A 24,515-nucleotide genomic window follows, 5' to 3' on the forward strand; every position below is an offset into this window, starting at 1 on the left:
CTTTTGTTAAAGATACGGTTTTAGCGCGTAGCGTATGGCGTCCGCTGGGTCATTAAGCCAGCCCCGATCTCAAATAAACCAAAAATGACATGGGGCAGGAAAACATGCTCCGCGAAGCCGAATAACCAGGGAGAAGCCGCCATGACCACGCCACTCAGCACATCCATAGTGAGATGCGCCGACATAGGCAGACGCCGGACGAGTCCCATTTCGTAATCGGTAAAAATGGAATAAATGACGGCCATAACGCCTAAAATCACCGGAACCCACTGTTCGGGTCCACGGTTGGCAAAGCCAAATACCCAGGGGGATATTACAAAAAAGGTCCCGGCAATGTAGTCTATTATGCCGTGAATTCGGGTTGAAAGCAGACGCATAATACGGAATGACTAGTTTAGGGTGAACTTAAAAAATAAGGCAGACCGGATTCACTTCTGGAACGAAACGAATCCGGCTGCCTCAGGGTATATCAGGACTGTACGGCTTTTTGATTGGCCTGGCTGGTGGCAATACCCGTCAGTTTTTCATCTGTTGCTTTTTCTTCATCCAGCGTTTGCTGGAACAGCTCGGCTATCTGATCCTGACCGGCCTGTTGGGCCAGAGTGCGGGCGGTGCCGTACGCGGCAATCTCGTAGTGTTCCATCTTCTGGGCGGCCCCGATAATGGCGGCATCAGTGAGTTGGTCATCCTCCAGTTGTTCCAGTAAATCCTGGGCTTCGTCGATGAGTCCCTGCATCGCCAGACACGTTTCCCCTTCAGGTTCGATTCCCAGGTGTTGAGCGATCTGTTCCAGGCGCTGCACCTGTTGCTCCGTTTCGCGCTGGTGTACCTCAAAAGCCTGACGCAACTCCTCACTCGTGGCCCGTTCGGCGAGTTCCGTCATAGCGTCGAGCGCCTGGGTTTCGGCCGAGTATAAATCCTGGACCATATGCTGCATTAAATCCTGCATTGTTTTCATAGCAATTGACGTACGTTGTGTTAGGGATGGACTCGTTTGTAAAGGCTGGCAGATTAGTAGATCGTGCGTTCTCCCCGGTCGGCTTCATGGTCTATCTGCTGAACCAGCAGGGTTCCCAGCTGGGCAGCGTGCAGGCTATCGGCAGCCGCCGTCGGGCCATGATTTACCGTGATATGAAAGACATGTTCCAGATTCAGAATGTGAAGGGTCCGGGTTCTGGCGTTCCAGACGGCTTTCTCCCAGGCCCCCGGAACAGGCTGGCTACCCGCCCTTATTTCGTCATTATCATCCAGTTGCGTACGCGGTACGCCGGGTTCTGAATGGACCTGGGTGGAGTCGGTGGGCGCTCCGGCAACCGTAGCCTGATCCGCCGTAGAAGAATTGCCTACTCCGCCCGCCGGGCTTTCTGCGCCGGTTCCTTCCGGGTCCGGACCCGTATAAAACTGCTTTCTGCCGCGTTTGTTCAGGGCCGATGGATCATAAAGACGGTCAAAATAATATTCGGCGTGAAAAACCGATTCAAAAGGCCGGGGACTTGTGGTCGAAAGGACAACCAGCTTTTTATTGTTGGCGGAAACTTCACAAGCGGCTTCGGTATCTGTCCAGGTAAGCGTAGCGCCTTCCTTGAGTCCAAGCATACTCACCAGCGACGACTGATTGATGTAATCGCAGGGCAGGCTGTACTGGTAATATTCACTCAACCGCCGGCTACCGCTGACCTCGCGGCCCAAGCCTTCGACCCGCCGGCCACCCCCGCCCGTATCACCGGTGGCACCGCCGGTGGTGTCACCACAGGCCAGCAGCCCGCAAAGAGGTAATAAGGCCCAATACTTTTTTAGCTGAATGGTTGATTTTAAGATGGTGTTGTGCATAATGATGATTGGTCGTTTAAGGATTTATTCGGGAAACCCAATACGTGTAAAAGGGAACTGCTTAGGCAGGCATCTGGCACGAATCGCTGCTTTCAAATTAGCTTATGGTCCATGTTCCGGGTCCGGACGGGGGCTTTCACCTTCCTGAAATTTCGTAGACCGAATCCTCATTCCTGCCTGTTCTGACCGGCTTTATTCCCTCAATATGAGTTAATGCACTTATATACTTTCATAAACTGTAGTCAACCATAGCGATGAAAAGGAACGTATTAGCGGCAGCGATGATCGTAGCAATGACTACCCTTCAGGCGCAGGCCCAGACAACATCAAGCAGTAGTTCGCCCAGCCAGCAAGTGCTGGGGGCCAGCGCGAGCGGTCAAACCAGTGGATCTGTCGGATTAAACCCGGGTTCGGGTGGTCAGGTCCAGCAGTCAAACGGAAAGGTTCCCGGTGGAAATGGCCAGACAGCCGGTACGAGCGGAAAGCAGGGTGCCGGAACCCAGTTCAGTACGCCGGACGGTGAACTCACCGTCGGAACCCGCAATCAGACCAGCTCCACGGCTACCAACAACACCGGCCAGCAGAGCCGTGAACAACGTTCAAAACCCGCTGCGGCTGGTAGTGCGGGAACCGATAAGAAACAGAAACGTCCGTAGTAACAGGGCACTCGATAATTCAGGAGAGGAAATCTTTAAGGTAAACAATGAATTGGTGAATGAAAAGAACGTAACCGGTCGACCGGTTACGTTCTTTTTTGTTTTGTGAAGAGCCAGCCGACCCGGCTCATTTATGATTGTCTGCCAGACTGGTTTCTGCTAATTTGGCAAACGAACGTTCTTTGAGGAAGTAGGAAGCACCCCGTGCCAGGATCGTTACCCGCAGGTTATGGAGGTAAACCGGCTCAAGCTCGGGAACCTCGTGGTAATTCGTCTGGGATACCTCGTCGGCGTCAATAATAAAAACTCCGCCCGAGCCGATAGCCCGCATGATGTTTCCCTCCGAAATGACAACGCCGGAGTCGATGCACAAGCCAATACCGATCAGACCGGGATTGCGCAGCAGGGCTTCGGTAAGGCGGGGAAACCGGCTGCGTTGCATAAAGTGCGTGTCGATAACGGCATCGGGCAAAAAAGAGAATCCCTTTTCGGTTTCCATCATGCCTTTGATGAGCGACTCCCCACCTTTTCCTTCTTTAATCGCCAGCCGGGCCATGGCCATGGCCCCGGCGCTGGTTCCGGCAATGACAAAGTCATCGTTCTGGTAGCGTTCCTGGATTCGTTGAATGAGTTGGGTGTCCAGTAGCTTTTCAATCAGTTGGTCCTGGCTGCCCCCCGTAAACAAGACCCCGTCCGCCTTGGCAATCCGGTTGAGGTTTTCTGCGCGGTCGGCGTCTTCGTAGGAGTCAATTTGCAGCACATGAACGTTTTTGCAACCTAGCTGGTGGAACGCTTTCAGGTACTCTTTTCCCATTTCGTCGGGTATTTCGGAGGCCGCCGGTATGATTTCAATTCGGGAGTCCGGGCCTTTCACCTCCTGTAAAAATTCGGACAGAATACCGGATTCAAAAAAGTGGGATTGCCGAAGTTCGCTGGAAGACTCATTGTCGCCCTGATCTTTGGCTTCACTGCCGCCAATCGGAATCAATTTGCCTTTAGGAGTGATCCGCTTATCAATCATATTCAGTAGACGGCTTTCGCAACCCGGTTATACGTTATTAGACGTGAGTTTAGCACCCAGAAACTCCCGATTGAGTCGGGTGATATGGTCGAGCGAGATGGAAGCCGGGCATTCCACCGAGCAGGCCCCAATAAAGGAACAGGCTCCGAAGCCCTCGGCATCCATCTGGGCAACCATACGCTCCACCCGGAGCTGGCGTTCGGGCTGACCCTGCGGCAGAACGGCAAATTTGGAAACCTGGGCCGCCGTGAATAACATCGCCGAAGCATTTTTGCAGGCCGCTACGCAGGCTCCGCAGGCAATGCAGGCGGCTGCGTCCATCGACTGTTCCTGCCGTTCGCGCGGAATCGGGATTTCATTGGCGTCGGGTGCAGCCCCGGTATTGACGGAAATATAGCCACCGGCCTGCACAATCCGGTCGAAAGCCGACCGGTCAACGGCCAGGTCTTTAATGACGGGAAAAGCCCGCGCCCGCCAGGGTTCCACCACAATGGTGCTGCCATCGGCAAAGCTGCGCATGTGCAGCAGGCAGGTGGCTCCGCCGGTTTGGGGGCCGTGCGCCCGTCCATTGATAAACATCGCGCACGAGCCGCAGATGCCCTCCCGGCAATCGTGGTCAAAGACGACCGGGTCTTCACCCCGATGAATCAAATCCTGGTTCAGGACGTCAAACATCTCCAGAAACGACATATCAGGAGACAGGTCGGTTAGCTGGTATTCCACGAGTTTACCGGGTGTCTGACTATTTTTCTGCCGCCAGACTTTTAAGGTGACGTTCATACGTGTATCGTTTTCTAACAGTACTCGACGCGCCCGGTTCCGGTTTCTGTTCTGAATCAAAAACAAGGAAATGGTCCGGCCTCTTTTTACATCTCCAGTCTGGAGGAAACAAAAACCCGGCTTTCATCAGGCCGGGGCTGATTTCGATACGTCAGATTCCTCACCGACACGTGTAAAAATAATCAGCGACTTGATAGTGGGTTGTTCCGTAACTGTCGAATGAATAGTAAGAGCGGGTAACGCGCCCAGCCTGATCAAAAAGGTATTTGAAGTTATAGACATACGTGACGGTTAGCTTTCCGTTATCATAAAGCTGAAAGGTTTGTTTGGTTCGCAGATTCCGGCTGATTTTGCCCCGGTACGGTTCCGAGTTAGGTAGATTCGGTTTGGAGAGGTCATATTCATACGTCACCACCTCCGTAACCGGTTCATCAGGACCGGAACGACGCTCCATCCGGGTAATATTACCCTCAACAACGGTATAACTGGTAGGGCCATACACATTGGCATCCTGTACCAGAAAGCCGTCGGCATCATAGGTAAAGTCCTCCTTGGCCCATAAGCCCTGTTCGTTCAACGGCAGCCTTTCGACAAGATCAGGTTGGGGAGACGCGTAATTATATTGTTTGGTGGTTACGCTGTTTGCATCATACTCATACGTAATTCGTTGGTTTGCGGAACTACCCGTATACGTTAGATATTGCCTCTGGACCAGACGGTTCTGCTCGTCGAAGGTATATTCATACGAGCGTTCTTTACCGATGGGAATCTGCTGACCATCCACCTCTAGGATTTCGTCCTTCTGGAGCCGCGGCCCGAAAGAGGTTTTCGTAACCAGGGTCATTGTTAACAAGTTGCAATCGGGATTCTGACCCGGGGGCTGATGATCCTGTAGGGTACAGGCATCCAGGAGAATAAACAGAATAGCCGGAAGAAGGGCCAAACGGAAAAATGTTTTCATGAAGTTTATCGGGTTTAAGGTATTATATAGGAAGAGCTTGGCGGGAGTAAAAAGGTTGCAAGCGCCTGTCCAGGATTTATTTTACGCAACGATGCGGATGGCTTTCCAGCAAAATGGCAACGGGAATAGTTTTGGTGTCTGTCGGGTTGCTAACGGGGCTGACTAACCAAACAACCGTCCGGCAAAAACACCCGGGCTGATTTTCGGTTAGACGGGTATGATGTCGTCACCAGTCAACATGGGTTACGCCTGTATCAACCTGAGTCTACAGGCCCAAAAGGTCACCACCAACCGGGGGATGATCAAAAAAACGTTTCTTGAACGCGGTCTGGCGTATGCCTCCGAGCTGGCCCTGAAAAACGTACACGATCTGCTCACCATTGTCGACTGGAACCTGCAACACGGTTTTCAGTTGTTTCGCATTTCGTCAGACCTGTTTCCCTGGGCGTCGGAATACCGGATTGCCAGTTTGCCGGACTTCCCGGCTATCCGGGCTACGCTGGAAGAAATCGGTCGGCGACCCATCCGCCTGACCACGCATCCGGGGCCTTTCAATCAACTGGCGGGCCAGGGCAAGGTGCTGGATAATACCATTGTGGACCTGGAATACCAGTCGGAATTGTTCGACCTGATGGGGCTAAAACCGTCTCACTGGAACAAGATCAACATTCACGTCGGCGGAACCTACGGCGACAAGACGGCATCACTGGCCCGGTTTGCCCAAAATTTCAAGTTGCTGTCGGAAAACCTGCGGGCGCGTCTGACGGTGGAAAACGATGACCGCCCGAGTCTGTATTCCGTTGCCGATCTGCGGTCCCTCCACGAAGCCGTGGGCATTCCCATTGTCTTTGATTATTTCCACCATTCACTAAATCCGGGCGGACAGACCCAGGAAGAAGCCTTTCTGATGGCCTACCACACCTGGGATGTGCGGCCGGTGTTCCATTATTCCGATTCCCGTCAAACCCGCGAAGACCCCTCCGCCCGGCGCGAAGCCCACGCCGACTGGCTGTATTCGACCGTCAATACCTACGGCAAGGAAGTCGATATTGTTTTTGAGTCGAAGATGAAAGAACTCGCGGTGATGCGGCTGCGGGGAGAAGAGCCGGTGATACCGCCCGCCGTGCAGAAACTCATGAAATTACAGCAGTCTGAATAACCGCAGAAGCAAACCCCGGCCTAGAAAGGAGCGCTAAACGGGCGACACGACGGCTTTTGTAATTATACGCAGTGTTGCGGTCAAACCTTGGAGAATATGTTTATTTTTGTTTTTCGTTCAAGAGAAACAAAGGAGGCTTTCTTCCTGTGGGTCAGCAAACTATAGCGTATGAAGTGGTCGTTTATTATTCAGCAAAAATTAAAAGCCGCCGTTTTGTTAACCAGCATCATGGCGCTCGTAGTCCTGTGTTCATTCCTTTCAAACAGTGCCATAAAACACATCAATCAGTCATTCTCGTCGATTTATCAGGATCGGCTTATCCCTGCGGTTGACATGGTTTATTTAAGCGAAAATCTGTATACCAAACGGCTTTCGCTCGAAAAATACCTGTTCTCGAACACGGATGTAACGCTGGCTCAGGTGAGCGAACAGTTGCACCGGCGGGACCGCGCCATTGATTCGTTGCTCCGGGATGTTGAAAAAACGTTTCTGGTTGCCGAAGAAGCGAAAAGCCTTCATACGTTCAAAAACCATGTGAAAGACTATACGGTGCTGGAAAACCGGATTCTGCAGTTGAGTCAGGACGGACAGAAAGAGGCCGGTCATGCGTTGTTTAATGGGCGGGGGGCGGCCATGTTTCAGGAATCGATTCAGTGTCTGAATGCTTTAACCCGGATTCAGTCGACCGTGGGACGAAGCCTGATGAACGAATCGCAAAGTGAATCCTCCCAATTTAATCTTCTTTCTTCCTTACAGATTAGCGTCGCCATTATCATTGGCCTGGTGATCCTGGGGCTGATTTATAACTCCAAAATGATTACCCAGGAAAAACAGCCTTTTCACTTGAACTAAACGGAAGCCGCTCTGCCATTTCCGTCTGTTACCGGCTTCGGGCCGCCAAAATAGACTGGATCTCTAAAAAGATCCTTGTCCTACGGTTTTTCTTCCTTACTTTGGCGCGACGGATCGGTATCCACGTATTATAATGAATCTTGGTATTGAAATTGGCGGTACAAAACTGCAACTAGTAACGGGCGAAGGAACCTCTATCCGGCAACATTTTCGCTATCCGGTCGATAAAGCGCACGGCGCTGACGGTATTTTACAGCAAATTGACGACGCCATTCGGCAGATTACCGAACCGATCGAAACCGTCGGCGTTGGTTTTGGCGGCCCGGTTGATACGCAAACCGGCCAGATTGCCACCTCACACCAGATTGCGGGCTGGTCCGGTTTTAACCTGACGGCCTGGTTGCACCAGCGGACGGCAGCCCCGCAGGTTCGGGTCGAAAACGACGCCAATGTGGCGGCTTTGGGCGAGGCTCTGCACGGGGCCGGTCGTCCGTTTCGGCAGGTGTTCTACATCACGCTGGGCAGTGGCGTCGGGGGCGGTATGGTAATCGACGGCAGCATTTACCACGGTGTTCCGCCGGGTGAAACCGAGATTGGTCATATCCGTCTGGATAAATCCGGCAAAACCGTTGAATCCGTCTGTTCGGGCTGGGCCGTTGATCAGGAAATTCGGCGGTCCATTGCTGACCTTTCTCACGATTCCATTTTAAAGCAGCGGGTCGGGTCGGCCACCTCAGGAGAAGCCCGGTTTTTGCGGGAAGCCTTTGATCAGGGTGACGCCACAGCCCGGCAGATTATCGGGCGCATTGCCGACGATCTGGCTTTTGGGCTGTCGCACGTAGTCCATTTGCTGCATCCCGACGTAATTGTGTTAGGCGGTGGGTTGTCGCTGACCGGCGAACCGTTGCGGGCGGCTGTCGAAGCCCGATTGCCACACTACATCATGGGTGCTTTTCAACCTGGTCCGGCGGTTCGGCTGGCGGAGTTGGGCGAAAATGCCGTTCCGATTGGTGCCCTGAATCTGTCATCAAAATAGGAAGGCAGCGTAAGCCTGCCGGGCCAAAATGCCGTTCGTCTTTATCATAATTCAAGTGTATGCAAACGTATTTCAAACAATACCTTATCCATCACCAGGCGGCCATTGACTCGATTCCGGTCGATCAGGTCGAACGCATTGTAAGCCTGCTGAAAATCTGCTGGCAGGAAGACCGTCAACTGTTTGTGTTTGGCAACGGCGGCAGCGCGGCCAATGCGTCCCATTTCATTACGGACTTAGGCAAGGGCGCTTCCGACAAGCTCGGCAAACGGTTTCGCTGCCTGTCGCTGAACGACAATACCGCCTGGCTAACGGCCCTGGGCAACGATTATTCTTACGACGATGTGTTTGCGGGACAATTGCAGAACTACGCCCAGCCGGGCGATCTGGTCCTGACCATGAGCGTTAGCGGCAGTTCACCCAATCTGGTCAAAGCCGTTCAGTGGGCCAACGACCACGGCCTGACCAGTGTGGCGCTCGTTGGTGGCAAACGCGGAAAACTCGCGGATCTGGCGCATGAGGTGATCGTTATCGACTCCGAACACTACGGCCGTGTCGAAGATGCGCACATGACGATCTGCCATATGTTGTGCTACGCATTTATGGAGAATTCGCTATAAACGTGGGAAGTTATTTCGCAGCGTTAAGCAGAGGCTCCGCTAAACGCTGCGAAATATTCTCTTAGCTATACCGGTCATTCCGCCAGGGATAGGCCGTATTCGAATAACCGCGCTCTTCCCAGAAACCCAGCCGGTTGCCGGCCAGAAATTCAATGCGTTTGATCCATTTGGAGCCTTTCCATGCGTAAAGCTGGGGCGTAATCATCCGGAGCGGACCACCGTGTTCGCGCGGCAGGGGCTGGCCTTCGACGGTATGGACGAGCAGTACGTCGGGTTTGAGGGCTTCTTCCAGCGACAGGTTGGTTGAGTAGCCGTCAAACCCATAACACATAACGTGGGTGGCCGCTTCCTTGGGCATCACCAGCGCAGCCAGGTCGGCAAACCGAACACCTTCCCAGGGAATATCCAGTTTCGACCAGGTGGTGACGCAGTGAAAATCGCTGACATCCTTGGTCTGGGGCAGGGCCATAAAATCCGCCCATTTCAGCCGAATCGGGTGTTCAACCTCACCGTCGATGGCCAGTTGCCACTTGTCCAGCGGAATGTTGGGATGATGGCCCAGATCTAAAACCGGCCATTTCTTCGTAACCGTCTGGCTTTTTGGAATCTTGGGCATACCGTGGCGGTTCGGTGGGCCGGAACCCAGCGGCTTGTTCGGCCCGTCGATGTGGTCGGCCATTGACGGCGTATTTTGCATGGCATCCTCAAACCGGCGTTTCAGCTTCATGCGGGCTTCCACAATGCGGTCGAGTTTGTCGGATTCCGGTGAGATCTCTTCTGGTTCCATGATTTCTGGTTTGGAGTGTAACAACAAGTAAACCGTTCTGGTTTGATTGACCAAAAAGCGGGAAAAGCAAACGGGACGGATACGGTATTTGAAGAAAACAAAAAACCGGAAAGCTGGATGCTTCCCGGTTTTTACTCGCAATCGGCAATGTTAAGTTAGACGGGTTTCTTCCGGTTCTCGATGAAAACGGCCGTTCCGATGAACGCGATAATCAGCAGCGAACAAACCAGATCGACCACCTTCCCGACCCGGATTGACACCGGATCAAATTTGAACACAATGGTGTGTTTGCCCGCCGGAACGCGCATGGCCCGCAGGACGTAATTGGCGCGCAGGTGTGGCACTTCCTTGCCATCGATGGTGGCTTTCCATTCGTCGCGGACGTTGTAGTAAATTTCCGAGAAAACCGCCAGTTGCTCACTGGTAGCGTTGCTTTCGTACGTCAGTTCGTTGGGCTTGTAACTGGTCAGGCGGATGGAATTGGCCGCCGAATCGGGCTGAATTTTCAGGCCGTTCAGTTGCTCGGCAAACCGTTGATCGATTACGGCATTCCGGCGCGTATCCAGCGTGTCGAGGGCCTGCATCTCGGCGTTGGCATTCGGAACCAGCCGATAATTCTGGACAAACCAGGCATTGCCGAGCGCGCCCGGATTGGGTACGGCCACCGGAGGTCCCGGTGCCTGTTGCTGTTCGGGATTTGCTGATTGCGCCTGCGTAATAAAATACCTGGTGTTCAGCATATTAATGACGTTGTACGCATTCGGGGCATTTGGCGATTCCCGCAAATTCCGGTAAAGCTGGAAGTCGGCCAGTTCCTGATACCGACGCATTTTGGCGGCATGATAGCCCCCCAGCGATTTGTGAAAATACGATGCTTTGGCGTCGCTCATAAAACTGGTGGTGGCATCCAGCACCCGGTAATCCAGCGATTTGTCGGCTAGAATCTGCTCGTCGGCGGGCGTCGGAGAAACCGTCTCCTGAATGGCCTGTTTGTTCACAAAATCGTCGTTGTTGAAATACCGTTTATCCACGCCGAAGAGGTCGAAAATGACCAGCGCCAGAAGCACCGGGTAGAAGATAACCGGCTTGATGCGGTTCCGGACAAACAGCCAGATCAGACCACCCACCAGCAGAATCAGTATGGCCGAGCGGAAGGCATCGGAACGCAGCATGCTAATGCGGTCGTCGATGATGGCCGCCATCACCTGTTCGGCGAGGTTTTTATTTTGCAAACCCTGCTCCAGATTGCCCATCAACATCTCGTCATTAGGTCCCCGGAAATCCTGGAAAACCGTCGGAACAAGTGCCATGAGCAACGACAGGCCAGCGGTAAGCGCCAGACCAATCATCAGAGGACGGTTTAGCTGCTCAGGAGTCAGTTTTTTATCACTAATCTGCTTAACAGCCACAATGCCAAGCAAAACAAGGGTCAGTTGAGCCAGATTAAGCGTCATCGTCACCGCCCGAAACTTATTGAAGCCCGGAAAATAGTCGAAGAAGGTGTAGTTCAGGGCCGGAAAGTTTTTACCCCACGCCCAGCCAATGTACAGGAGGGTAATGCCCAGTGCCCACCATTTCAGGCGTCCGGGAACAATGAGCAGGCCGAGTACAAACAGAAAAATGACAATAGCACCCGCATAGGCCGGACCACTCTGAAACAAATCTCCGTGATAAATTGGCAATTGCTGAATAAACTGTTGAGCCATGCCAGGATCAACTCCGATGCTGGTCATTTTCTTGTAGGTTTCTGAATCCGTAGTAAGAGGGTTGGATGAAGCGGCCCCTCCCTGGTAGTTCGGAATCAGTAACGTAAATGTCTCGCCAATGCCGTAGCTGTACTGGAAGGCGTAGTCTTTGCCCAGACCGTCTTGGGGGGCGGTTGCAGGAGCCTGTTGCGCGCCCGGTTCGGCTTTGGGGGTGATGGTTAGTTCGGATTTGCCGCGGGTCGAAACCGTAACGTAATCGGCGGCATTCCAGAGTCGGGTGGTGTGTGTACCCACGGCCAGCACGACGGCAACCGCCAGGGCCGATAGGGACAGCATAAGCTGGCGGACGCGCCCTTCACGGAGGGCCGCAATGCTCTCTATCAGAACGTAAACGACGATGCCAAAGGCCAGGTAATACGTAATCTGAACGTGGTTGGCGTAGAGTTCGAGCCCTAAAAACAACGCCGTTAGAGCCGCTCCGGCCAGATACCGACCCCGCAGGGCAATGATGACACCGCCCAGAATGCCCGGTGCATAGGCCAGCGCCAGAATTTTGGAAACGTGACCGGCTTCGAGGCTGAGCAGGTCGTAGGACATGAACGCGTAGGCTACCGCCCCCACCGCCGACAGCCAGACGTTGGCCCCCAGCGCCAGCATCAGCACAAAACCGCCCACCATCATCAGCCAGATGTAGTTGGCCGGGTCGGGGAGGAGCAGGTTAATGTATTGTCCCAGCTTGTGGGTCAGGCTGGTGGGGTAGTCGCCGGAAATCATGTAAGCGGGCATTCCGCCAAACATACTGTTGGTCCACCAGGCCCATTCGCCGGTTTGTTTATGGTAATCAACGACTTCGCGCCCGGCGGCAATGGACTGAATGATGTCGTGCTGGTTCAATCGTTTGCCTTTCAGGACGGGCGAGCAATACACAACGGCCAATACCGCAAACCCAATGACGGCGAGTAAATGGGGGAGGAAGCGTTTGAAATTCATACTATCGATACGATGCGAAGCTAAAAGCAGCCTTTTCAATTAACGGGTAAAGAAACGCTTTTTCCGCCAAGGCGAAAACTCCCTCCGTCACTTTTTCCGTTTGTAGCGATTTGAACCGGAATTACAGGCTCTGAACCCGGATTACACAGATTAAGGGATTTACCAAGATCAAAAGAGTCTACTTGTGGTCTTGGTGAATCCCTTAATCGACAGAATCAGCGTTCAGGACAGTTTTACGACCGTCACCCCGGCGCCACCCCGGTCGGCGTGTTCATCCTGCATGGAAGCAACCTGTGGGAAGGTCCGGAGCTGGTTGCGGACCAGCGTGCGCAGAATACCGTCGCCTTTGCCGTGAACAATCCGGAGTTCGGAGTAACCGAGCATCAGGGCGTTGTTGATGAAGTTGTCCAGTTCCACCAGCGCTTCTTCACCCCGTTTGCCCCGAATGTCGAGGTTGAAGCTGAAATTCATCATCTTCTCATTGAGGTCAATGCCCTGAATGCGGGGGCGGCTCGATTCACCCACGGCTTCGCGGTACACTTTGCGGCTGACCTTCTCCAGACGGTTGAGTTTGATGTTGGATTTCAGATCACCAATCCGGATTTCGGCGTCTTTTCCGCGCAGGGACAGCACCTCACCAATCGTAGTTTGTCCCTTAATCCGGACAAAACTGCCAACGGTGATGGCGGTGTTATCGGGCAGGAATTCTTCCGTGTCCGCTTTATCGGCGTTGCGGTTTGGCTCGTCGGCCAGCGTTTCCTGTTTGAGTTCTTTTTTGTCAAACTGCTCCAGTTCCTGACGCACCAGCCGGGTCATGTCACGTTCGGCCTTGTTTTCCTTGATCTCCCGAATGGTATTTTCAATCCGCTGATTCGCTTCGGTTACGAGGGCTTTCGCTTTTTGCTTGGCTTCGTTCAGAATCCGTTTCTGGTCGTTGTCGAGCCGGGTTTTCAGGGCGTTGGTTTCGGCCAGTTGCTGGGCCAGTTTGCGCTGGTTAATCCCGATTTCCATGTTTCGCTCGGCAAAAACCCGCTTCTCAATGTCCAGTTCTTTCAGCAGTTTTTCGAGGTTCACCTGCTGCGAACCCAGTTTCTCCTTCGCCCGGTCGATAACCGGTTTGGGCAGGCCGATCTTCGAGGCAATTTCAAACGCAAACGAACTGCCCGGTCGGCCAATTTCGAGTTCGTACAGCGGTTCGAGATGTTCTCCGTCAAACCGCATGGCACCGTTCACCAGCCCCGTGGTTTTGTCGGCAAACAGTTTCAGGTTGGTGTAGTGGGTGTTAATGACCCCGTATGCCCCGGATTTGGTCAGTTCTTCCAGAATGGCTTCGGCAATGGCGCCACCCAGACCCGGTTCGGTTCCGGTACCAAATTCGTCAATGAGAAAGAGCGTTTTACGGTTGGCAAAGGTCACAAACGCCTTCATGCTGGTCAGGTGCGAGCTGTAGGTACTCAGGTCGTTTTCGAGCGATTGCTCGTCACCAATGTCGATAAACAGGTTCTGGAAAATACCCGCCGTCGAGCCTTCAATAACCGGAATGAGCAAACCGCTCTGGAGCATGTATTGGAGCAGACCAATGGTCTTGAGAGCCACGGACTTACCCCCGGCGTTTGGTCCCGAGATGATCAGAACCCGTTGGGTGGTATCGAGCAACAGCGTCAGCGGAACCACCTTTTTGCCTTGTTTCTGGAACGACAGATGCAGCAGCGGATGCCGGGCCTGTAGCCAGTCCACCAGCGGCTGGTTAACCAGTTTGGGCATATCGGCATCAATTTGCAGCGCAAACCTGGCTTTTGCCCGAATAAAGTCGATCAGCCCAAGAAACGTCGTAGCGCGCTGTAATTCCGGCAGATAGGGGCGGAGCAAAGCCGTCAGCTCACGCAGAATCCGGGCGATTTCGCGCCGTTCCTCGTATTCCAGTTCACGGATTTCGTTGTTGGTATCGAGCACTTCCGCCGGTTCGATAAAAACCGTCTGGCCCGTAGACGACTCATCATGAATAAAGCCTTTCAGCCGCCGTTTGTGTTCGGCTGCAATCGGGATAACTACCCGCCCGTTCCGAATCGTCAGCGTGCTATCTTCGGGCATCCAGCCCTGCTGGCGGGCGCTTTTCATGATGCTGTCCATTTTTCTGCGCAGACCAGCCTGTTCGCTGATGATGCGTCGGCGGATGTTGGCCAGTTCCGGTGAGGCCGAATCGCGTACGTTCCCCCGGTCGTCGATCACGCGCTCGATGCCTTCCGTGAGTTTCTTATCGACGGTAATGGATTCGGCCAGTTCGGTCAGGTACGGAAAGCTTTCTTTTTCCTTTCCGGCCAGAAAACGCAGACACTGCTGGATGGTCCGGAGCGTCAGTTTCAGATCGAAAAACTCCTGCTCGGTGAGCATCATGCCCTCAATCCGGATTTTGCCCAGTTGCGGGCGAATATCCAGGTAATTGGAGGCCGGGAACTCGGGTTCATACTGCACGATGGTTTTGAACTCGGCAACCTGCCGCAGCATTTTATCGATCAGCTGAAAGTTGTCAGAAAACCGTATTTTATCGACATACGACTGTCCCAGCGGACTCAGACAAGCCCCCCGGAGTAAGTCGCGGATTTTATCAAAACCTAATTTTTGTTCGAATGAATCAGGGTAAAGCATTTAAATCGTTTTCTTGTTGTTACTACAGACCTATGGTCCCTGTATTAAATAACACCAACGGCGGGTAAGCAGTTCTTTGTAATTTAATTCTGTTGGGCTTAAAAGCCGTAAAGCTACGGAGTAAAAACAAATTCCTGTTTGGTCGGTCGGTTAGTCACCGAAAACCGTCGTTGGGGTTCAACGTTGGAGGAATCACACCCGCTTGCAGTATGAACTCGTTTAAAGTAATTGAATGCCCCCGCGATGCGATGCAGGGGCTACACGGTTTTATTCCGACCGCCGACAAAATCCGGTATCTGAATGCCCTGTTACGGGTTGGCTTCGATACGCTCGACTTCGGCAGTTTCGTGTCGCCCCGGGCTATTCCGCAGATGCGCGACACGGCGGAGGTGCTGGCCGGACTGGACCTCTCCCAAACCGTTACGCAACTACTCGCCATTGTTGCCAATGTCCGCGGGGCCGAACAGGCGGTGACGTATCCCCAGATTCAATACCTGGGTTTTCCGCTGTCGGTTTCCGAAACATTCCAGCTTCGCAACACCAACAAGACCATTGAACAGGCTTTTGCAGAGTTGCAGGCTATTCAGAATCTGTGCGTTGCCAGCCGGAAGAAACTAGTGGTTTACCTGTCAATGGGTTTTGGAAACCCCTATGGTGATCCCTACAGCCCCGCCTTGATTGGACAGTTTACCGAACGGCTGATTAAACTTGGTGTTACCATTATTGCCCCGTCGGATACCGTTGGCTCTTCAACCCCCGACGGCATTGAGACGCTTTTCGGGCATTTGCTGGAAGCGTTTCCCTCCGTTGAGTTTGGGGCACATTTGCATTCCCGGCCCGATCAGGTGGTCGACAAGGTGCAGGCGGCTTTGCGGGCGGGCGTTCGGCGCATCGACGGCGCGTTGCTCGGTCTGGGCGGGTGTCCGATGGCGGCTGATGATCTGACCGGCAACCTACCCACGGAGCAGGTTGTGGACCTGCTCGAACGAGCCGGTGTTTCGCTGACGATTGATCAAACCCGTCTGGCCGAAGCCCTGGTTTTATCGGCCGAAATTCTGGGGTCACATTAAAGAAAAATCGACTGCACTTCGTCCTTAACGGCTTTCAGACCGGTTGCGGTAGGCTGGATGTCTTTCTGAATCATTTTATCGAAAATGCGCTTGGATAAATCCAGGGCGGGGGCGTCGGGGGCAACTTCACCGGCGGCTTCGTTGATCAGGACAACCACCTCATTCATGGCACTTTGAATAGCTTCCCAGACGGTCTGGCTCATGTAAATCTGCTGGGAAACGTTGTGGTTGTACTCCTCCCGGATTTCGCGCAGCAGCAATTGCTGAAACTCCAGAACCGCCGATGCCTGCCCGCTCAGCCGCAGCAGCAAGTTGTTGGGGGTAATTCGTTCCAGAAATAGCGCCATGCGTTCGTACGCCTGTAGCCGTAGCGGGGTCACTTCACTGGCGTAACGGTTTTTCAGATCGACGCGCTGTTTTTCGGCTTCTCGTTCCAGTAATAATTTGACCGTCAGATACATTCCGTATAAAACCAGACCGGCCGGAACCAGTAATTTTAACAAATCGGCAAAGATATCCATAGGCGTTTCAAGGGCAGTGATTCGATTCCGTTTCTGCGGTTGGAGCTATTGGTCCGACACGGGCAGAAAGTTAAACGGTATCGTGCACTATAAACTGAATTAATTAGTTATTGACTAAATTGTGAGCAAAGTTTGTAATTTTCAGTCAGCAAACGGAATTTTTACTTAGTATGTTTTTTAATGAGATCGAAAATCCGGTTCGTTTAACGCCTGAAGCCCGCACACAGATTCAGGACACGTTCCGGGCGAATAAAATTCCGGATACATACGGTTTACGGGTTGGCATACGGGGCGGAGGATGCGGTTCGTCGTGGCTGTTGGGGTTTGATCAGCCCGGACAAACCGATGAAGTGTTCGAAATTGATTCCATTCGGATTATTATTGATAAAAAACACCTACTATACGTTTTTGGTGTCGAGGTAGGCTATGAAAACAGCGAAGAAGAGCGCGGTTTCACCATTCAGAAGTCCGACGAAAAATTATCTGACCATTCGGTAAAGTAAAGGGCTTGTTTGAAAATTTGGCATGATTTTGGGGTTACATTAAGTGAAAAGCCGTAACCCCAGTCATCCATTTTGGTGTGAGTCAACTCAACAAACATATTTTCCTGATTTTATCTCTTCTGGCATTAGTTCTGTCAGTTTTCTTCTATTCAGTGTTGGAAAAAGGGGCCCTGAGTGCCGCTGATGAGCAATATCTCCGTACGACCCAACAACGAATCAAGAAAGAATTGGCCATCAGCTCGGAGGAACTTCAGGTGGTTACACAGCGACTTAAAGAGCAAAATCCCCCCTATACGTTTGCGAAACTAAAATGCCAAACGAAGCATCCGTATTATATTTTTCGCAATAAAAAGCTTCTTTTCTGGTCAGATCACCGATTTGTACCGGGTTACAAGCGGTTAAAAGCCGTCTCTTATCCAAAACTGGTTGCTTTTCCCCGAGGAGATTATCTGGTCAGCCGGCAATTTATCGTGCAGGGCGCGGACTCACTGGAGGCATTTTCGCTGATCAATGTGCGACGCAGCTTCCGGGACGAGAATAACAATCTTCGTTCGGAGTACAATCCGAACCTGTTCTCGCTTGATCCAGCAGAGATCAAGCTGGCCAAGAGCAGCGTTCATCAGCGTATGTTTGACCAGACGCCCGTATACCTGTTTTCGGTTGTTCCTCCGCACATGAAGGACTACCAGAATCAAACCTCGCCGGTCAATACCGTCATCTGGGTCATGTTGTCGGTGTTTTTCATGGGCGTTTATTTGATTCGCAGTACGCTACGGTTACGGCGCAGACGCCATTATGGAGCCGGCTGGATTATTCTGGCCCTGTATTTGATCATGTTGCGTGCGGTGATGCTGTACTTCGGCGTTCCGTTTCTTTTTTTTGAACTCGACCTCTTCAATCCGAAATATTTCGGTTCTTCTCCCGGTGCCCCATCCCTGGGCGATTTGTTGTTGAACTGCCTGGTGGTTGTGGTGCTGGCGTTGTATCTGGCCAATACTTTTTACCGCACCCAGTCGTATTATTGGCTGCTCCGGCAGTCGGACATCCTGAAGGCCGTGGTGTCGGTTATAACGGTTATTCTGAGCTACGGAGTCTTTTTCATTTGCTTTGAGGAAATCCGTGTCCTGTACGAAAAAGCGACTTTTACGCTCGATATTACGCTGAGTCTGTCTTATAGCAGCCTTAAGCTGGCCTGCCTGCTGGTTTTTATCGGCATATCGACGGCTTTTTTTCTGTTGCAGCACGTCCTGTCAAGTTTGTTTATCCGGCTGAATTTATCCTACCTGCGCGGTTTGCTCTGGTTTGGCATAGGTTCGGTGCTGGCCGCCTTGTTCTTCTGGCAACTTCCAACACCGATGCCGTGGCTTTTAGGCATTCAGACGCTGTTTTTTATGGTGCTGTACCTGAGCCGTTTTCCGCGGGCCTTGTACACATTTCGCTTTAAAACAACGCTTTATCTGTTCTTCGCGGCTTTCGTCTGTGCTGCCATAGCAACGTTTGTTGTCTATAATCAGGGCATTCAGAAAGACCTGGTTAATAAGCGCGAGTTTGGCGAACAGTTGCTGGTCGAAAACGACGCTTTCGGCGAATTTGCGCTCAATCGATCGCGGACGGCTATTCGTCGGGACACGGTTATTGTTCGGGCGCTGACCAGTGATACGGTTTCCGACCGTGATTCAATTGAGCTGCGGGTAAAATCTCATCTGGATAAATATTTTGAGCGTTACACAACCGAGGTACGGGTTTTTCCTGAAAAACCCCGATTGGCCAATTACCAGAATTCACAAGCTGATTATACCGAGTATGCCAAACGTTTCCGGCAGGAAAAATACCGGACTCAATATCAGGATATTTACTTTATCAGCGGCCCGGATAATGGCTTCCGCAAGCATTACGTTCAATTTATAGATATCCGGAAGGGGAATGTTCTGGCCGGCCATATCGTACTTGATTTAAAGCTGGATCATAGCCAGTTTAGTAGCCTTTACCACGAACCGCTGACCGGTAAACAGTTTGTTCTGGCGCCGGAGACACAAACGTATGCGTATGCCGTTTATGATCACAACAAAAAATTGCTCTACAGCAATTCGGGGTATAACTACGAACGCCAGTTATCGGATAAAACGCTTACTTCTGCCAACCTGTATGAAACCGGTGCGGTTCAGAATAACTTTAAACACGTTGGCATAAAAGATGGCAGTGGCCGAATCGTTATTGTTTCTTCCAAGAGCTATCCGGCTCGGAACATCCTTTCCAATTTTTCCTTCCTGTATCTGGTTCTGATTGTATTTATTTTAACCCTGATTGTCGTCTATACCATCCGTTTTGGACTTTCTCGGTTTTACATCAATTATTCGACAAAAACGCAGCTATACCTGAACGTAGCGTTCTTTCTGCCGATGGCGCTGGTTGTGGCGATTACATTTGGGGTTACCAGTGCGAACTACAAGGATTATCAGGAAAATAGCTATTTGACCGACGCCAAGAATGTCAGCGTCAACATCCTGGGGAACTGGGTTAATTTGCAGGCCGCTATCCGGCAGGGCAATCAGACTGATATTGAGGCAGAACTCCAGAAAATCACCCCGGATGAGCATGTTGGAATCAGTATCTACAACAGGGAGGGGCGCTTAACCTGTTCCACACAACCGTTACTGTATGCAAACGGGAATCTGTCCAAACGCATTAATCCGGCGGCCTACATTGATCTGGTTGAAGAAAAAGATAATCAGGTTTTATTGCTTGAATCGCTGGGAGCAAAGCGCTATAAAACGGTTTATACGACCATTCAGGGGTACGACGGACAACTGCTGGGTATCCTGGCCGTTTCTCATTTTGACTCTGAATCCGTACTGGAACGCCAGATGATCGACGTTGTAACGACGGCACTGAGCGTGTTTATCGGTTTATTCCTGGTCTTTTTGCTGGTCTCCTACTGGGCTTCTAACCTGCTGACCAAACCGCTGAAAATCATCACCCAGAAAATTCGGAAAATCAATCTGGACCGGCTCAACGAACCACTCGACTGGAAATCGGATGATGAAATCGGGCTTCTGATTGGCGAATACAACCGGATGCTCGTCAAGCTGGAAGAGAAAAAACAAGCCCTGTCGCAGAGCGAAAAGCAATCGGCCTGGCGGGAAATGGCCAAGCAGGTGGCACACGAAATCAAAAATCCGCTGACGCCGATGAAGTTAACGCTTCAGCACCTGCAACGAACGCTGCAATCCGACAATCCGGCGGCCAAGCGGGTGTTGCAACGCACCCTGGATACGCTGCTCGACCAGATCGATAACCTGAGTGCCATTGCCACCTCGTTTTCCGATTTTGCCAAAATGCCGCTGCCCAAAAATGAGTTGTTTGAACTCACTTCCGTCATCCATAAAGCTGCGGATTTGTATGCCGATGACGGAAAAATTACCCTCATCCGCGACATTTCGCCTTATCCGGTTATGGTCATGGGCGACCGGCAATTGATTGGCCGGATTCTGACCAACCTGATTATCAATAGCGTACAATCTGTTTCGGAAGATCGTAAGCCCATCATTCATTTACGGCTTTCGGTCAATGAGGAGTACATCAACATCGAAATCAGCGATAACGGCGCGGGCGTTCCGGAACCAATTCGTAACAAAATATTTCTGCCCAACTTCAGTACCAAAGAGGGAGGGTCAGGTCTGGGTCTGGCAATTGCCAAACGAGGTATTGAACATGCCGGGGGGAGCATCTGGTTTGAAACCGAAACCGGTGAAGGAACCACATTCTTTATCACCTTGCCTCACATTCTTTCCGTTGGAGCGGGCAATGGTCTGCAAGGTGAAGGCATAGGCCAAAACTAAGGTGTTTCTGGAGGCCGGAGCTTTGGGGTCTTATTCCTCATCAATCGTAACGTGCTTCCAGTTTTCTCCCGAGCGAATCCGGTTCAGTTGGGTATGAGTAATACCAAACTGCTTGGCAATCATCTTCAAACGGTTTTTTTCGTTCTTCAGCAGTTTCTTAATCATCTTTACCTTCGACTCCGTAAGCTTATAATTCCGGGTCCGGCGGGGTATTTCCCGGTTCAGAATGTTTGGGCTGGAGCGGTTGTGTTCTATCATCTCCTCTTTGGTCACCCACTTCAGATTTTGATAGTGATTGTTCTTCTTGTCGTGGTCAAGATGAATGACATACGTCTGGTCGGGATGTTCGCGCGTTAAGAACATTTCTGCGACCAGTTTGTGAAAATACCGGTTGATGGTTTTACCGCCCGTTCGAATATTAAGTGAGCGGTACCCCTGAATAGTTGAGCCGTTAATGATCGCTCCTTCTTTCGGGGCGTTCTGGAAGCTCTTCATGCGGCCAAAGTTCGAAACCTCGTAGTGCGGTGGATTTTCAACTCCGTCAAATTGGACTGCTACCCATTTTTCATTCCAGTAATTACTGGTACGTTTGTCTGTCATTTTGGGATTAATGGTTAGTAACTAGGGCTGGGTTGTTGAACAATATGTTAACACGACTTTCATTCAACTGTTCGAGGAAATTTACAAAAAAACTCCATAGATTCATCATCCTACGGACTCAATGAAAGGAATAAATCAATTTTGCCTCTTTTGGATGATCATTTGTTTGTTTAAGTATTCAGATGAAATTCTAAACAAATAAGGGTCGTGTTCAAAAGTTTGCAGGATTAACCCATCGCGATAGGTCAATCAGGTATATAAGTACGAAGATGAACTGAATCGGGATTTGAGATATGAAACTAAACTCTGACAATATGGTTTACAGATTAGTTACTTAGGAGCATAAAAAATGAAAAGAAAAACACTAGTTATTGGCGCTTCGGAAAACCCGGAACGGTATGCAAACCGGGCGGCTAATCGTTTGGTGCAGCAGGGGTATGAAGTAGAGCTACTCGGGTTACGGCCTGGATCGATCCGTAACAATACCATTCGCACCGGGCAACCGGATCTGGCTGACATTGACACGGTTACGCTGTATGTGTCGGCCAAAAATCAGACAAACTTATACGACTATATCAAAAAATTAAAGCCCCGGAGAGTCATTTTTAATCCGGGAACCGAAAACCCGGCTTTTCAAAAAGAACTACAGGAGCAGGGAATTGAGCCTATTGAAGCCTGTACGCTGGTTATGCTGTCAATCGGCACATATTGAGGAAGGCTCAGGGGGTTAAATTTTAACAAAAATTTAACCCCCTGAGCCTCTAATTTAATCTTCTATCACCATTTTATCAGTGCAGAAGCCCAGGTAAATCCACTGCCAAAAGCGGCCAGACAAATCAGGTCGCCGGGCTGGATACGGCCCTGTTCCCAGGCTTCGGTGAGGGCAATCGGAATGGATGCGGCAGTTGTGTTGCCAAACCGCTGGATATTATTGACCACCTTTTCGGGTGGTAACTTGAGTTGTTGCCGTACGTAATCTGAAATACGGATGTTGGCCTGGTGGGGTACCAGGAGGGCAATGTCTTCCGCACGGTACCCATTTGCCTGAAGTGCTTCATTAATTACGCCCGCAAAATGCACGGTAGCGTGTTTAAAAACCGTATTGCCGTTCATCACCACGTCAAAACCACCTTCGTCGATCATTTCCTTCGTGGCCGCACGCGAGGGTCGGCTGCTGCCGGGTTCCCGAATGTATAGTTCCTCGGCATAACGCCCGTCGGCGTGTAGATGCGTGGATAAAAGGCGGTGTTCGGGATCATTGGTAGCCTGTAAAACGGCCGCACCCGCGCCGTCTCCGAAAATAACCGCCACATTCCGGCCTTCCGTGCTCTTATTGATCCACGTGGACTGAATTTCCGAACCCACCACCAGAACGGTTTTATACATGCCGGTTTTGATAAACTGATCGGCAATGGAAAGGGCATATACGAAGCCCGAACACTGGTTGCGGATGTCGATGACACCGATCCCTTCCAGCCCCAGCTCGCGCTGCATCAGAAAACCCGACCCGGGAAAAAAGTAATCGGGCGTGATGGTGGCAAAAACAATCAGATCAATGTCAGATGGCTGTAAACCGGCCCGTTCGATGGCCATGCGGGAGGCCGCCGTGGCCATACTGGCGTTGGTATCCTTGCCGTAGGTAAAATACCGACGCTGCTCAATACCGGTACGTTCCCGAATCCACTCGTCTGACGTTTCCATGTACTGCGTCAGATCGTGGTTCGTAACGACGTTTTCGGGAACGTAAAAGCCTAGACCGGTGATGGTGGAATAAGCCATCGTTTACGCCTTGATTTCCTCCAGTGAGAACGTATATTCTTCCATAATCAGATTTGCCAGCAATTGACGGCAGGCCGTATCGACAATCGAATTGGCTTTGTCTGTCGACTCCGCTTCCACTTCCAGCCGGATGTGTTTCCCGATTCGGACATCACCGACCGAATCAATGTGAAGATTGTGGAGTCCGAGTTTTACGGCTTTGCCCTGCGGATCAAGAATTTCCTTCTGGGGCATAATGTCAATATGAGCAATGTATTTCATGATGAAAGAATTAGGGGAGCAACCCGAAAGACAGCGAAACCTGAGCGAATGAATCAGCTCAGCCGTTCGCTTTCTTACTGCTTTACTCCTTTATTTTTAGCGAAAAATGAAATCAGGATGTATAAAAAAATAACCAGCGGAACCCCCGCGAATTGCAAAAATAATAAGAGGAAAGCCGATACGATCAGAAAAATGAATTTTATCTGATTATCCCGCCAGCCGAACGATTTAAACTTGAACGCCAACAACGGCAACTCGGCCACCAGCATAAAGGAAAAACCAACCAGAAAAAACAGCGTAACGGGGTTTTGCCACAGAAAAGCAAACTGCGGCTGGTAGGCGCTCATCAGCGGAAAAGCCGCAATCAGGAGCGAATTGGCCGGAACCGGCAACCCAATAAACTGGTCGGACTGGCGGGTGTCGATGTTGAAATTAGCCAGCCGAATGGCCGAAAGGACGGCAATCAGATAAGCCGCATACGACCAGCTTCCGAGTTCCAGCGACCATAATTCCTGAAAAATCAGCGTAGCCGGTAAAACGCCAAACGTCACCACGTCGGCCAGCGAATCCAGTTCTTTACCGAAGGGCCCGGATACACCCGCCAGCCGGGCTACAAAACCGTCGCCGAAGTCGAGCGCCCCCGCAAGCAGAATGAGCCAGGCCGCCACCTCGGAATGCCCGCGCAGCGTCATGACCAGGCCGATGCAGCCGCAGAGCAGATTGCCGCAGGTCATGGCATTGGGGAGTTGTCGGAAGAGCGTGTTAATCGTTTTTTGGTAGCTTAGTGAAACGTTGGTTTGGCCAGAATCGGATTGTACACTGAAAAACAACCTGCCGAAAATGACCGCGTAAATCTACGGGAGAGAGTTGGCAACTCAAATTTTTGGGCGGAAGAAAA

At 51.5% G+C, this 24,515-nt stretch carries 23 protein-coding genes; 9 read left to right on the forward strand and 14 right to left on the reverse strand.

Annotated elements, in window-relative coordinates; translation table 11 throughout:
- Positions 1–20: 20 nt before the first annotated feature.
- From LX87_RS20565 to LX87_RS20575, 3 genes are all read right to left on the reverse strand, one after another.
- Positions 21–377 (reverse strand): SPW repeat domain-containing protein, encoded by a 357-nt coding sequence (locus LX87_RS20565; protein WP_111630156.1) that lies wholly within the window; start codon positions 375–377, stop codon positions 21–23.
- Between the two features lie 92 nt (positions 378–469).
- Positions 470–958, reverse strand: coding sequence for a YciE/YciF ferroxidase family protein (locus tag LX87_RS20570; protein WP_111630157.1), 489 nt, complete (start codon positions 956–958; stop codon positions 470–472).
- 53 nt (positions 959–1,011) lie between these two features.
- The gene (locus LX87_RS20575; protein ID WP_111630158.1) at positions 1,012–1,830 is read right to left on the reverse strand and encodes a hypothetical protein; all 819 of its coding nucleotides are present in this window, start codon (positions 1,828–1,830) and stop codon (positions 1,012–1,014) included.
- A gap of 254 nt (positions 1,831–2,084) precedes the next feature.
- Between LX87_RS20575 and LX87_RS20580 the strand changes: the two genes are divergently transcribed.
- Complete coding sequence (locus LX87_RS20580; RefSeq protein ID WP_146624518.1) at positions 2,085–2,486, forward strand: hypothetical protein; 402 nt, start codon at positions 2,085–2,087, stop codon at positions 2,484–2,486.
- A gap of 127 nt (positions 2,487–2,613) precedes the next feature.
- Here the strand turns inward: LX87_RS20580 and LX87_RS20585 are convergent, their stop codons facing one another.
- The 3 genes from LX87_RS20585 to LX87_RS20595 all read right to left on the reverse strand — a co-directional run bounded on the left by LX87_RS20585 (position 2,614) and on the right by LX87_RS20595 (position 5,248).
- Positions 2,614–3,507 carry a cyanophycinase gene (locus LX87_RS20585; RefSeq protein ID WP_111630160.1) on the reverse strand — a complete coding sequence of 298 codons (894 nt, stop codon included), beginning with the start codon at positions 3,505–3,507 and terminating at the stop codon, positions 2,614–2,616.
- Positions 3,508–3,534: 27 nt separating this feature from the next.
- Positions 3,535–4,287: a succinate dehydrogenase/fumarate reductase iron-sulfur subunit gene (locus LX87_RS20590; RefSeq protein WP_111630490.1), complete on the reverse strand. Its 753-nt coding sequence runs from the start codon at positions 4,285–4,287 to the stop codon at positions 3,535–3,537.
- Between the two features lie 160 nt (positions 4,288–4,447).
- Positions 4,448–5,248: a hypothetical protein gene (locus tag LX87_RS20595; RefSeq protein WP_111630161.1), complete on the reverse strand. Its 801-nt coding sequence runs from the start codon at positions 5,246–5,248 to the stop codon at positions 4,448–4,450.
- Positions 5,249–5,465: 217 nt separating this feature from the next.
- Between LX87_RS20595 and uvsE the strand changes: the two genes are divergently transcribed.
- The 4 genes from uvsE (at position 5,466) to LX87_RS20615 (ending at position 8,915) form a co-directional block, all read left to right on the forward strand.
- Positions 5,466–6,407: a UV DNA damage repair endonuclease UvsE gene (uvsE, locus tag LX87_RS20600; protein ID WP_111630162.1), complete on the forward strand. Its 942-nt coding sequence runs from the start codon at positions 5,466–5,468 to the stop codon at positions 6,405–6,407.
- A gap of 168 nt (positions 6,408–6,575) precedes the next feature.
- On the forward strand, positions 6,576–7,259 hold the full coding sequence (locus LX87_RS20605; protein WP_111630163.1) for an MCP four helix bundle domain-containing protein: 684 nt from the start codon (positions 6,576–6,578) through the stop codon (positions 7,257–7,259).
- A gap of 133 nt (positions 7,260–7,392) precedes the next feature.
- Positions 7,393–8,295: an ROK family protein gene (locus tag LX87_RS20610; RefSeq protein WP_111630164.1), complete on the forward strand. Its 903-nt coding sequence runs from the start codon at positions 7,393–7,395 to the stop codon at positions 8,293–8,295.
- A 59-nt stretch (positions 8,296–8,354) separates the two neighbouring features.
- Positions 8,355–8,915 carry a D-sedoheptulose-7-phosphate isomerase gene (locus LX87_RS20615; protein ID WP_111630165.1) on the forward strand — a complete coding sequence of 187 codons (561 nt, stop codon included), beginning with the start codon at positions 8,355–8,357 and terminating at the stop codon, positions 8,913–8,915.
- A gap of 61 nt (positions 8,916–8,976) precedes the next feature.
- Here the strand turns inward: LX87_RS20615 and LX87_RS20620 are convergent, their stop codons facing one another.
- From LX87_RS20620 to LX87_RS20630, 3 genes are all read right to left on the reverse strand, one after another.
- Positions 8,977–9,702 carry a sulfite oxidase-like oxidoreductase gene (locus LX87_RS20620; protein ID WP_111630166.1) on the reverse strand — a complete coding sequence of 242 codons (726 nt, stop codon included), beginning with the start codon at positions 9,700–9,702 and terminating at the stop codon, positions 8,977–8,979.
- Between the two features lie 155 nt (positions 9,703–9,857).
- Positions 9,858–12,398, reverse strand: coding sequence for a YfhO family protein (locus LX87_RS20625; RefSeq protein ID WP_111630167.1), 2,541 nt, complete (start codon positions 12,396–12,398; stop codon positions 9,858–9,860).
- Positions 12,399–12,620: 222 nt separating this feature from the next.
- On the reverse strand, positions 12,621–15,044 hold the full coding sequence (locus tag LX87_RS20630; protein WP_111630168.1) for an endonuclease MutS2: 2,424 nt from the start codon (positions 15,042–15,044) through the stop codon (positions 12,621–12,623).
- Between the two features lie 209 nt (positions 15,045–15,253).
- Here LX87_RS20630 and LX87_RS20635 point away from each other — a divergent pair, with 209 nt between their 5' ends.
- Positions 15,254–16,114 (forward strand): hydroxymethylglutaryl-CoA lyase, encoded by an 861-nt coding sequence (locus LX87_RS20635; protein ID WP_229310748.1) that lies wholly within the window; start codon positions 15,254–15,256, stop codon positions 16,112–16,114.
- On the opposite strand, the gene LX87_RS20640 is transcribed toward LX87_RS20635, so the two are convergent.
- Complete coding sequence (locus LX87_RS20640; protein ID WP_111630169.1) at positions 16,111–16,635, reverse strand: DUF7935 family protein; 525 nt, start codon at positions 16,633–16,635, stop codon at positions 16,111–16,113. The two genes, LX87_RS20635 and LX87_RS20640, sit on opposite strands and share 4 nt — an antisense overlap.
- Positions 16,636–16,805: 170 nt before the next feature.
- On the opposite strand from LX87_RS20640, the gene LX87_RS20645 reads away from it, so the two are divergent.
- Entirely contained in the window at positions 16,806–17,138 is a 333-nt protein-coding gene (locus tag LX87_RS20645; RefSeq protein ID WP_111630170.1) for a HesB/IscA family protein, read from the forward strand.
- Positions 17,139–17,290: 152 nt separating this feature from the next.
- A complete protein-coding gene (locus LX87_RS20650; protein ID WP_229310749.1) occupies positions 17,291–20,977 on the forward strand; it encodes a sensor histidine kinase in 3,687 nt (1,228 codons plus the stop codon).
- Positions 20,978–21,007: 30 nt separating this feature from the next.
- Here the strand turns inward: LX87_RS20650 and LX87_RS20655 are convergent, their stop codons facing one another.
- On the reverse strand, positions 21,008–21,577 hold the full coding sequence (locus tag LX87_RS20655; RefSeq protein ID WP_111630172.1) for an HNH endonuclease: 570 nt from the start codon (positions 21,575–21,577) through the stop codon (positions 21,008–21,010).
- A 349-nt stretch (positions 21,578–21,926) separates the two neighbouring features.
- Between LX87_RS20655 and LX87_RS20660 the strand changes: the two genes are divergently transcribed.
- A complete protein-coding gene (locus LX87_RS20660; protein ID WP_111630173.1) occupies positions 21,927–22,289 on the forward strand; it encodes a CoA-binding protein in 363 nt (120 codons plus the stop codon).
- 65 nt (positions 22,290–22,354) lie between these two features.
- On the opposite strand, the gene LX87_RS20665 is transcribed toward LX87_RS20660, so the two are convergent.
- The 3 genes from LX87_RS20665 to pssA form a co-directional block, all read right to left on the reverse strand.
- Positions 22,355–23,356, reverse strand: coding sequence for a 3-oxoacyl-ACP synthase III family protein (locus tag LX87_RS20665; RefSeq protein WP_111630174.1), 1,002 nt, complete (start codon positions 23,354–23,356; stop codon positions 22,355–22,357).
- A gap of 3 nt (positions 23,357–23,359) precedes the next feature.
- Complete coding sequence (gene purS, locus LX87_RS20670; protein ID WP_111630175.1) at positions 23,360–23,617, reverse strand: phosphoribosylformylglycinamidine synthase subunit PurS; 258 nt, start codon at positions 23,615–23,617, stop codon at positions 23,360–23,362.
- 74 nt (positions 23,618–23,691) lie between these two features.
- A complete protein-coding gene (gene pssA / locus LX87_RS20675) occupies positions 23,692–24,384 on the reverse strand; it encodes a CDP-diacylglycerol--serine O-phosphatidyltransferase (RefSeq protein WP_310587936.1) in 693 nt (230 codons plus the stop codon).
- Between the last annotated feature and the right edge of the window lie 131 nt (positions 24,385–24,515).

It is taken from the genome of Larkinella arboricola, from assembly GCF_003259745.1.
Classification (GTDB): Bacteria; Bacteroidota; Bacteroidia; order Cytophagales; family Spirosomataceae; genus Larkinella; species Larkinella arboricola.

Coding starts and splice junctions, on each gene's coding strand:
- LX87_RS20565 (WP_111630156.1), bottom strand. CDS start 377: ATGCGTCTGCTTTCAACCCGAATTCACGGCATAATAGACTACATTGCC.
- LX87_RS20570 (WP_111630157.1), bottom strand. CDS start 958: ATGAAAACAATGCAGGATTTAATGCAGCATATGGTCCAGGATTTATAC.
- LX87_RS20575 (WP_111630158.1), bottom strand. CDS start 1,830: ATGCACAACACCATCTTAAAATCAACCATTCAGCTAAAAAAGTATTGG.
- LX87_RS20580 (WP_146624518.1), top strand. CDS start 2,085: ATGAAAAGGAACGTATTAGCGGCAGCGATGATCGTAGCAATGACTACC.
- LX87_RS20585 (WP_111630160.1), bottom strand. CDS start 3,507: ATGATTGATAAGCGGATCACTCCTAAAGGCAAATTGATTCCGATTGGC.
- LX87_RS20590 (WP_111630490.1), bottom strand. CDS start 4,287: ATGAACGTCACCTTAAAAGTCTGGCGGCAGAAAAATAGTCAGACACCC.
- LX87_RS20595 (WP_111630161.1), bottom strand. CDS start 5,248: ATGAAAACATTTTTCCGTTTGGCCCTTCTTCCGGCTATTCTGTTTATT.
- uvsE (WP_111630162.1), top strand. CDS start 5,466: ATGATGTCGTCACCAGTCAACATGGGTTACGCCTGTATCAACCTGAGT.
- LX87_RS20605 (WP_111630163.1), top strand. CDS start 6,576: ATGAAGTGGTCGTTTATTATTCAGCAAAAATTAAAAGCCGCCGTTTTG.
- LX87_RS20610 (WP_111630164.1), top strand. CDS start 7,393: ATGAATCTTGGTATTGAAATTGGCGGTACAAAACTGCAACTAGTAACG.
- LX87_RS20615 (WP_111630165.1), top strand. CDS start 8,355: ATGCAAACGTATTTCAAACAATACCTTATCCATCACCAGGCGGCCATT.
- LX87_RS20620 (WP_111630166.1), bottom strand. CDS start 9,702: ATGGAACCAGAAGAGATCTCACCGGAATCCGACAAACTCGACCGCATT.
- LX87_RS20625 (WP_111630167.1), bottom strand. CDS start 12,398: ATGAATTTCAAACGCTTCCTCCCCCATTTACTCGCCGTCATTGGGTTT.
- LX87_RS20630 (WP_111630168.1), bottom strand. CDS start 15,044: ATGCTTTACCCTGATTCATTCGAACAAAAATTAGGTTTTGATAAAATC.
- LX87_RS20635 (WP_229310748.1), top strand. CDS start 15,254: ATGAACTCGTTTAAAGTAATTGAATGCCCCCGCGATGCGATGCAGGGG.
- LX87_RS20640 (WP_111630169.1), bottom strand. CDS start 16,635: ATGGATATCTTTGCCGATTTGTTAAAATTACTGGTTCCGGCCGGTCTG.
- LX87_RS20645 (WP_111630170.1), top strand. CDS start 16,806: ATGTTTTTTAATGAGATCGAAAATCCGGTTCGTTTAACGCCTGAAGCC.
- LX87_RS20655 (WP_111630172.1), bottom strand. CDS start 21,577: ATGACAGACAAACGTACCAGTAATTACTGGAATGAAAAATGGGTAGCA.
- LX87_RS20660 (WP_111630173.1), top strand. CDS start 21,927: ATGAAAAGAAAAACACTAGTTATTGGCGCTTCGGAAAACCCGGAACGG.
- LX87_RS20665 (WP_111630174.1), bottom strand. CDS start 23,356: ATGGCTTATTCCACCATCACCGGTCTAGGCTTTTACGTTCCCGAAAAC.
- purS (WP_111630175.1), bottom strand. CDS start 23,617: ATGAAATACATTGCTCATATTGACATTATGCCCCAGAAGGAAATTCTT.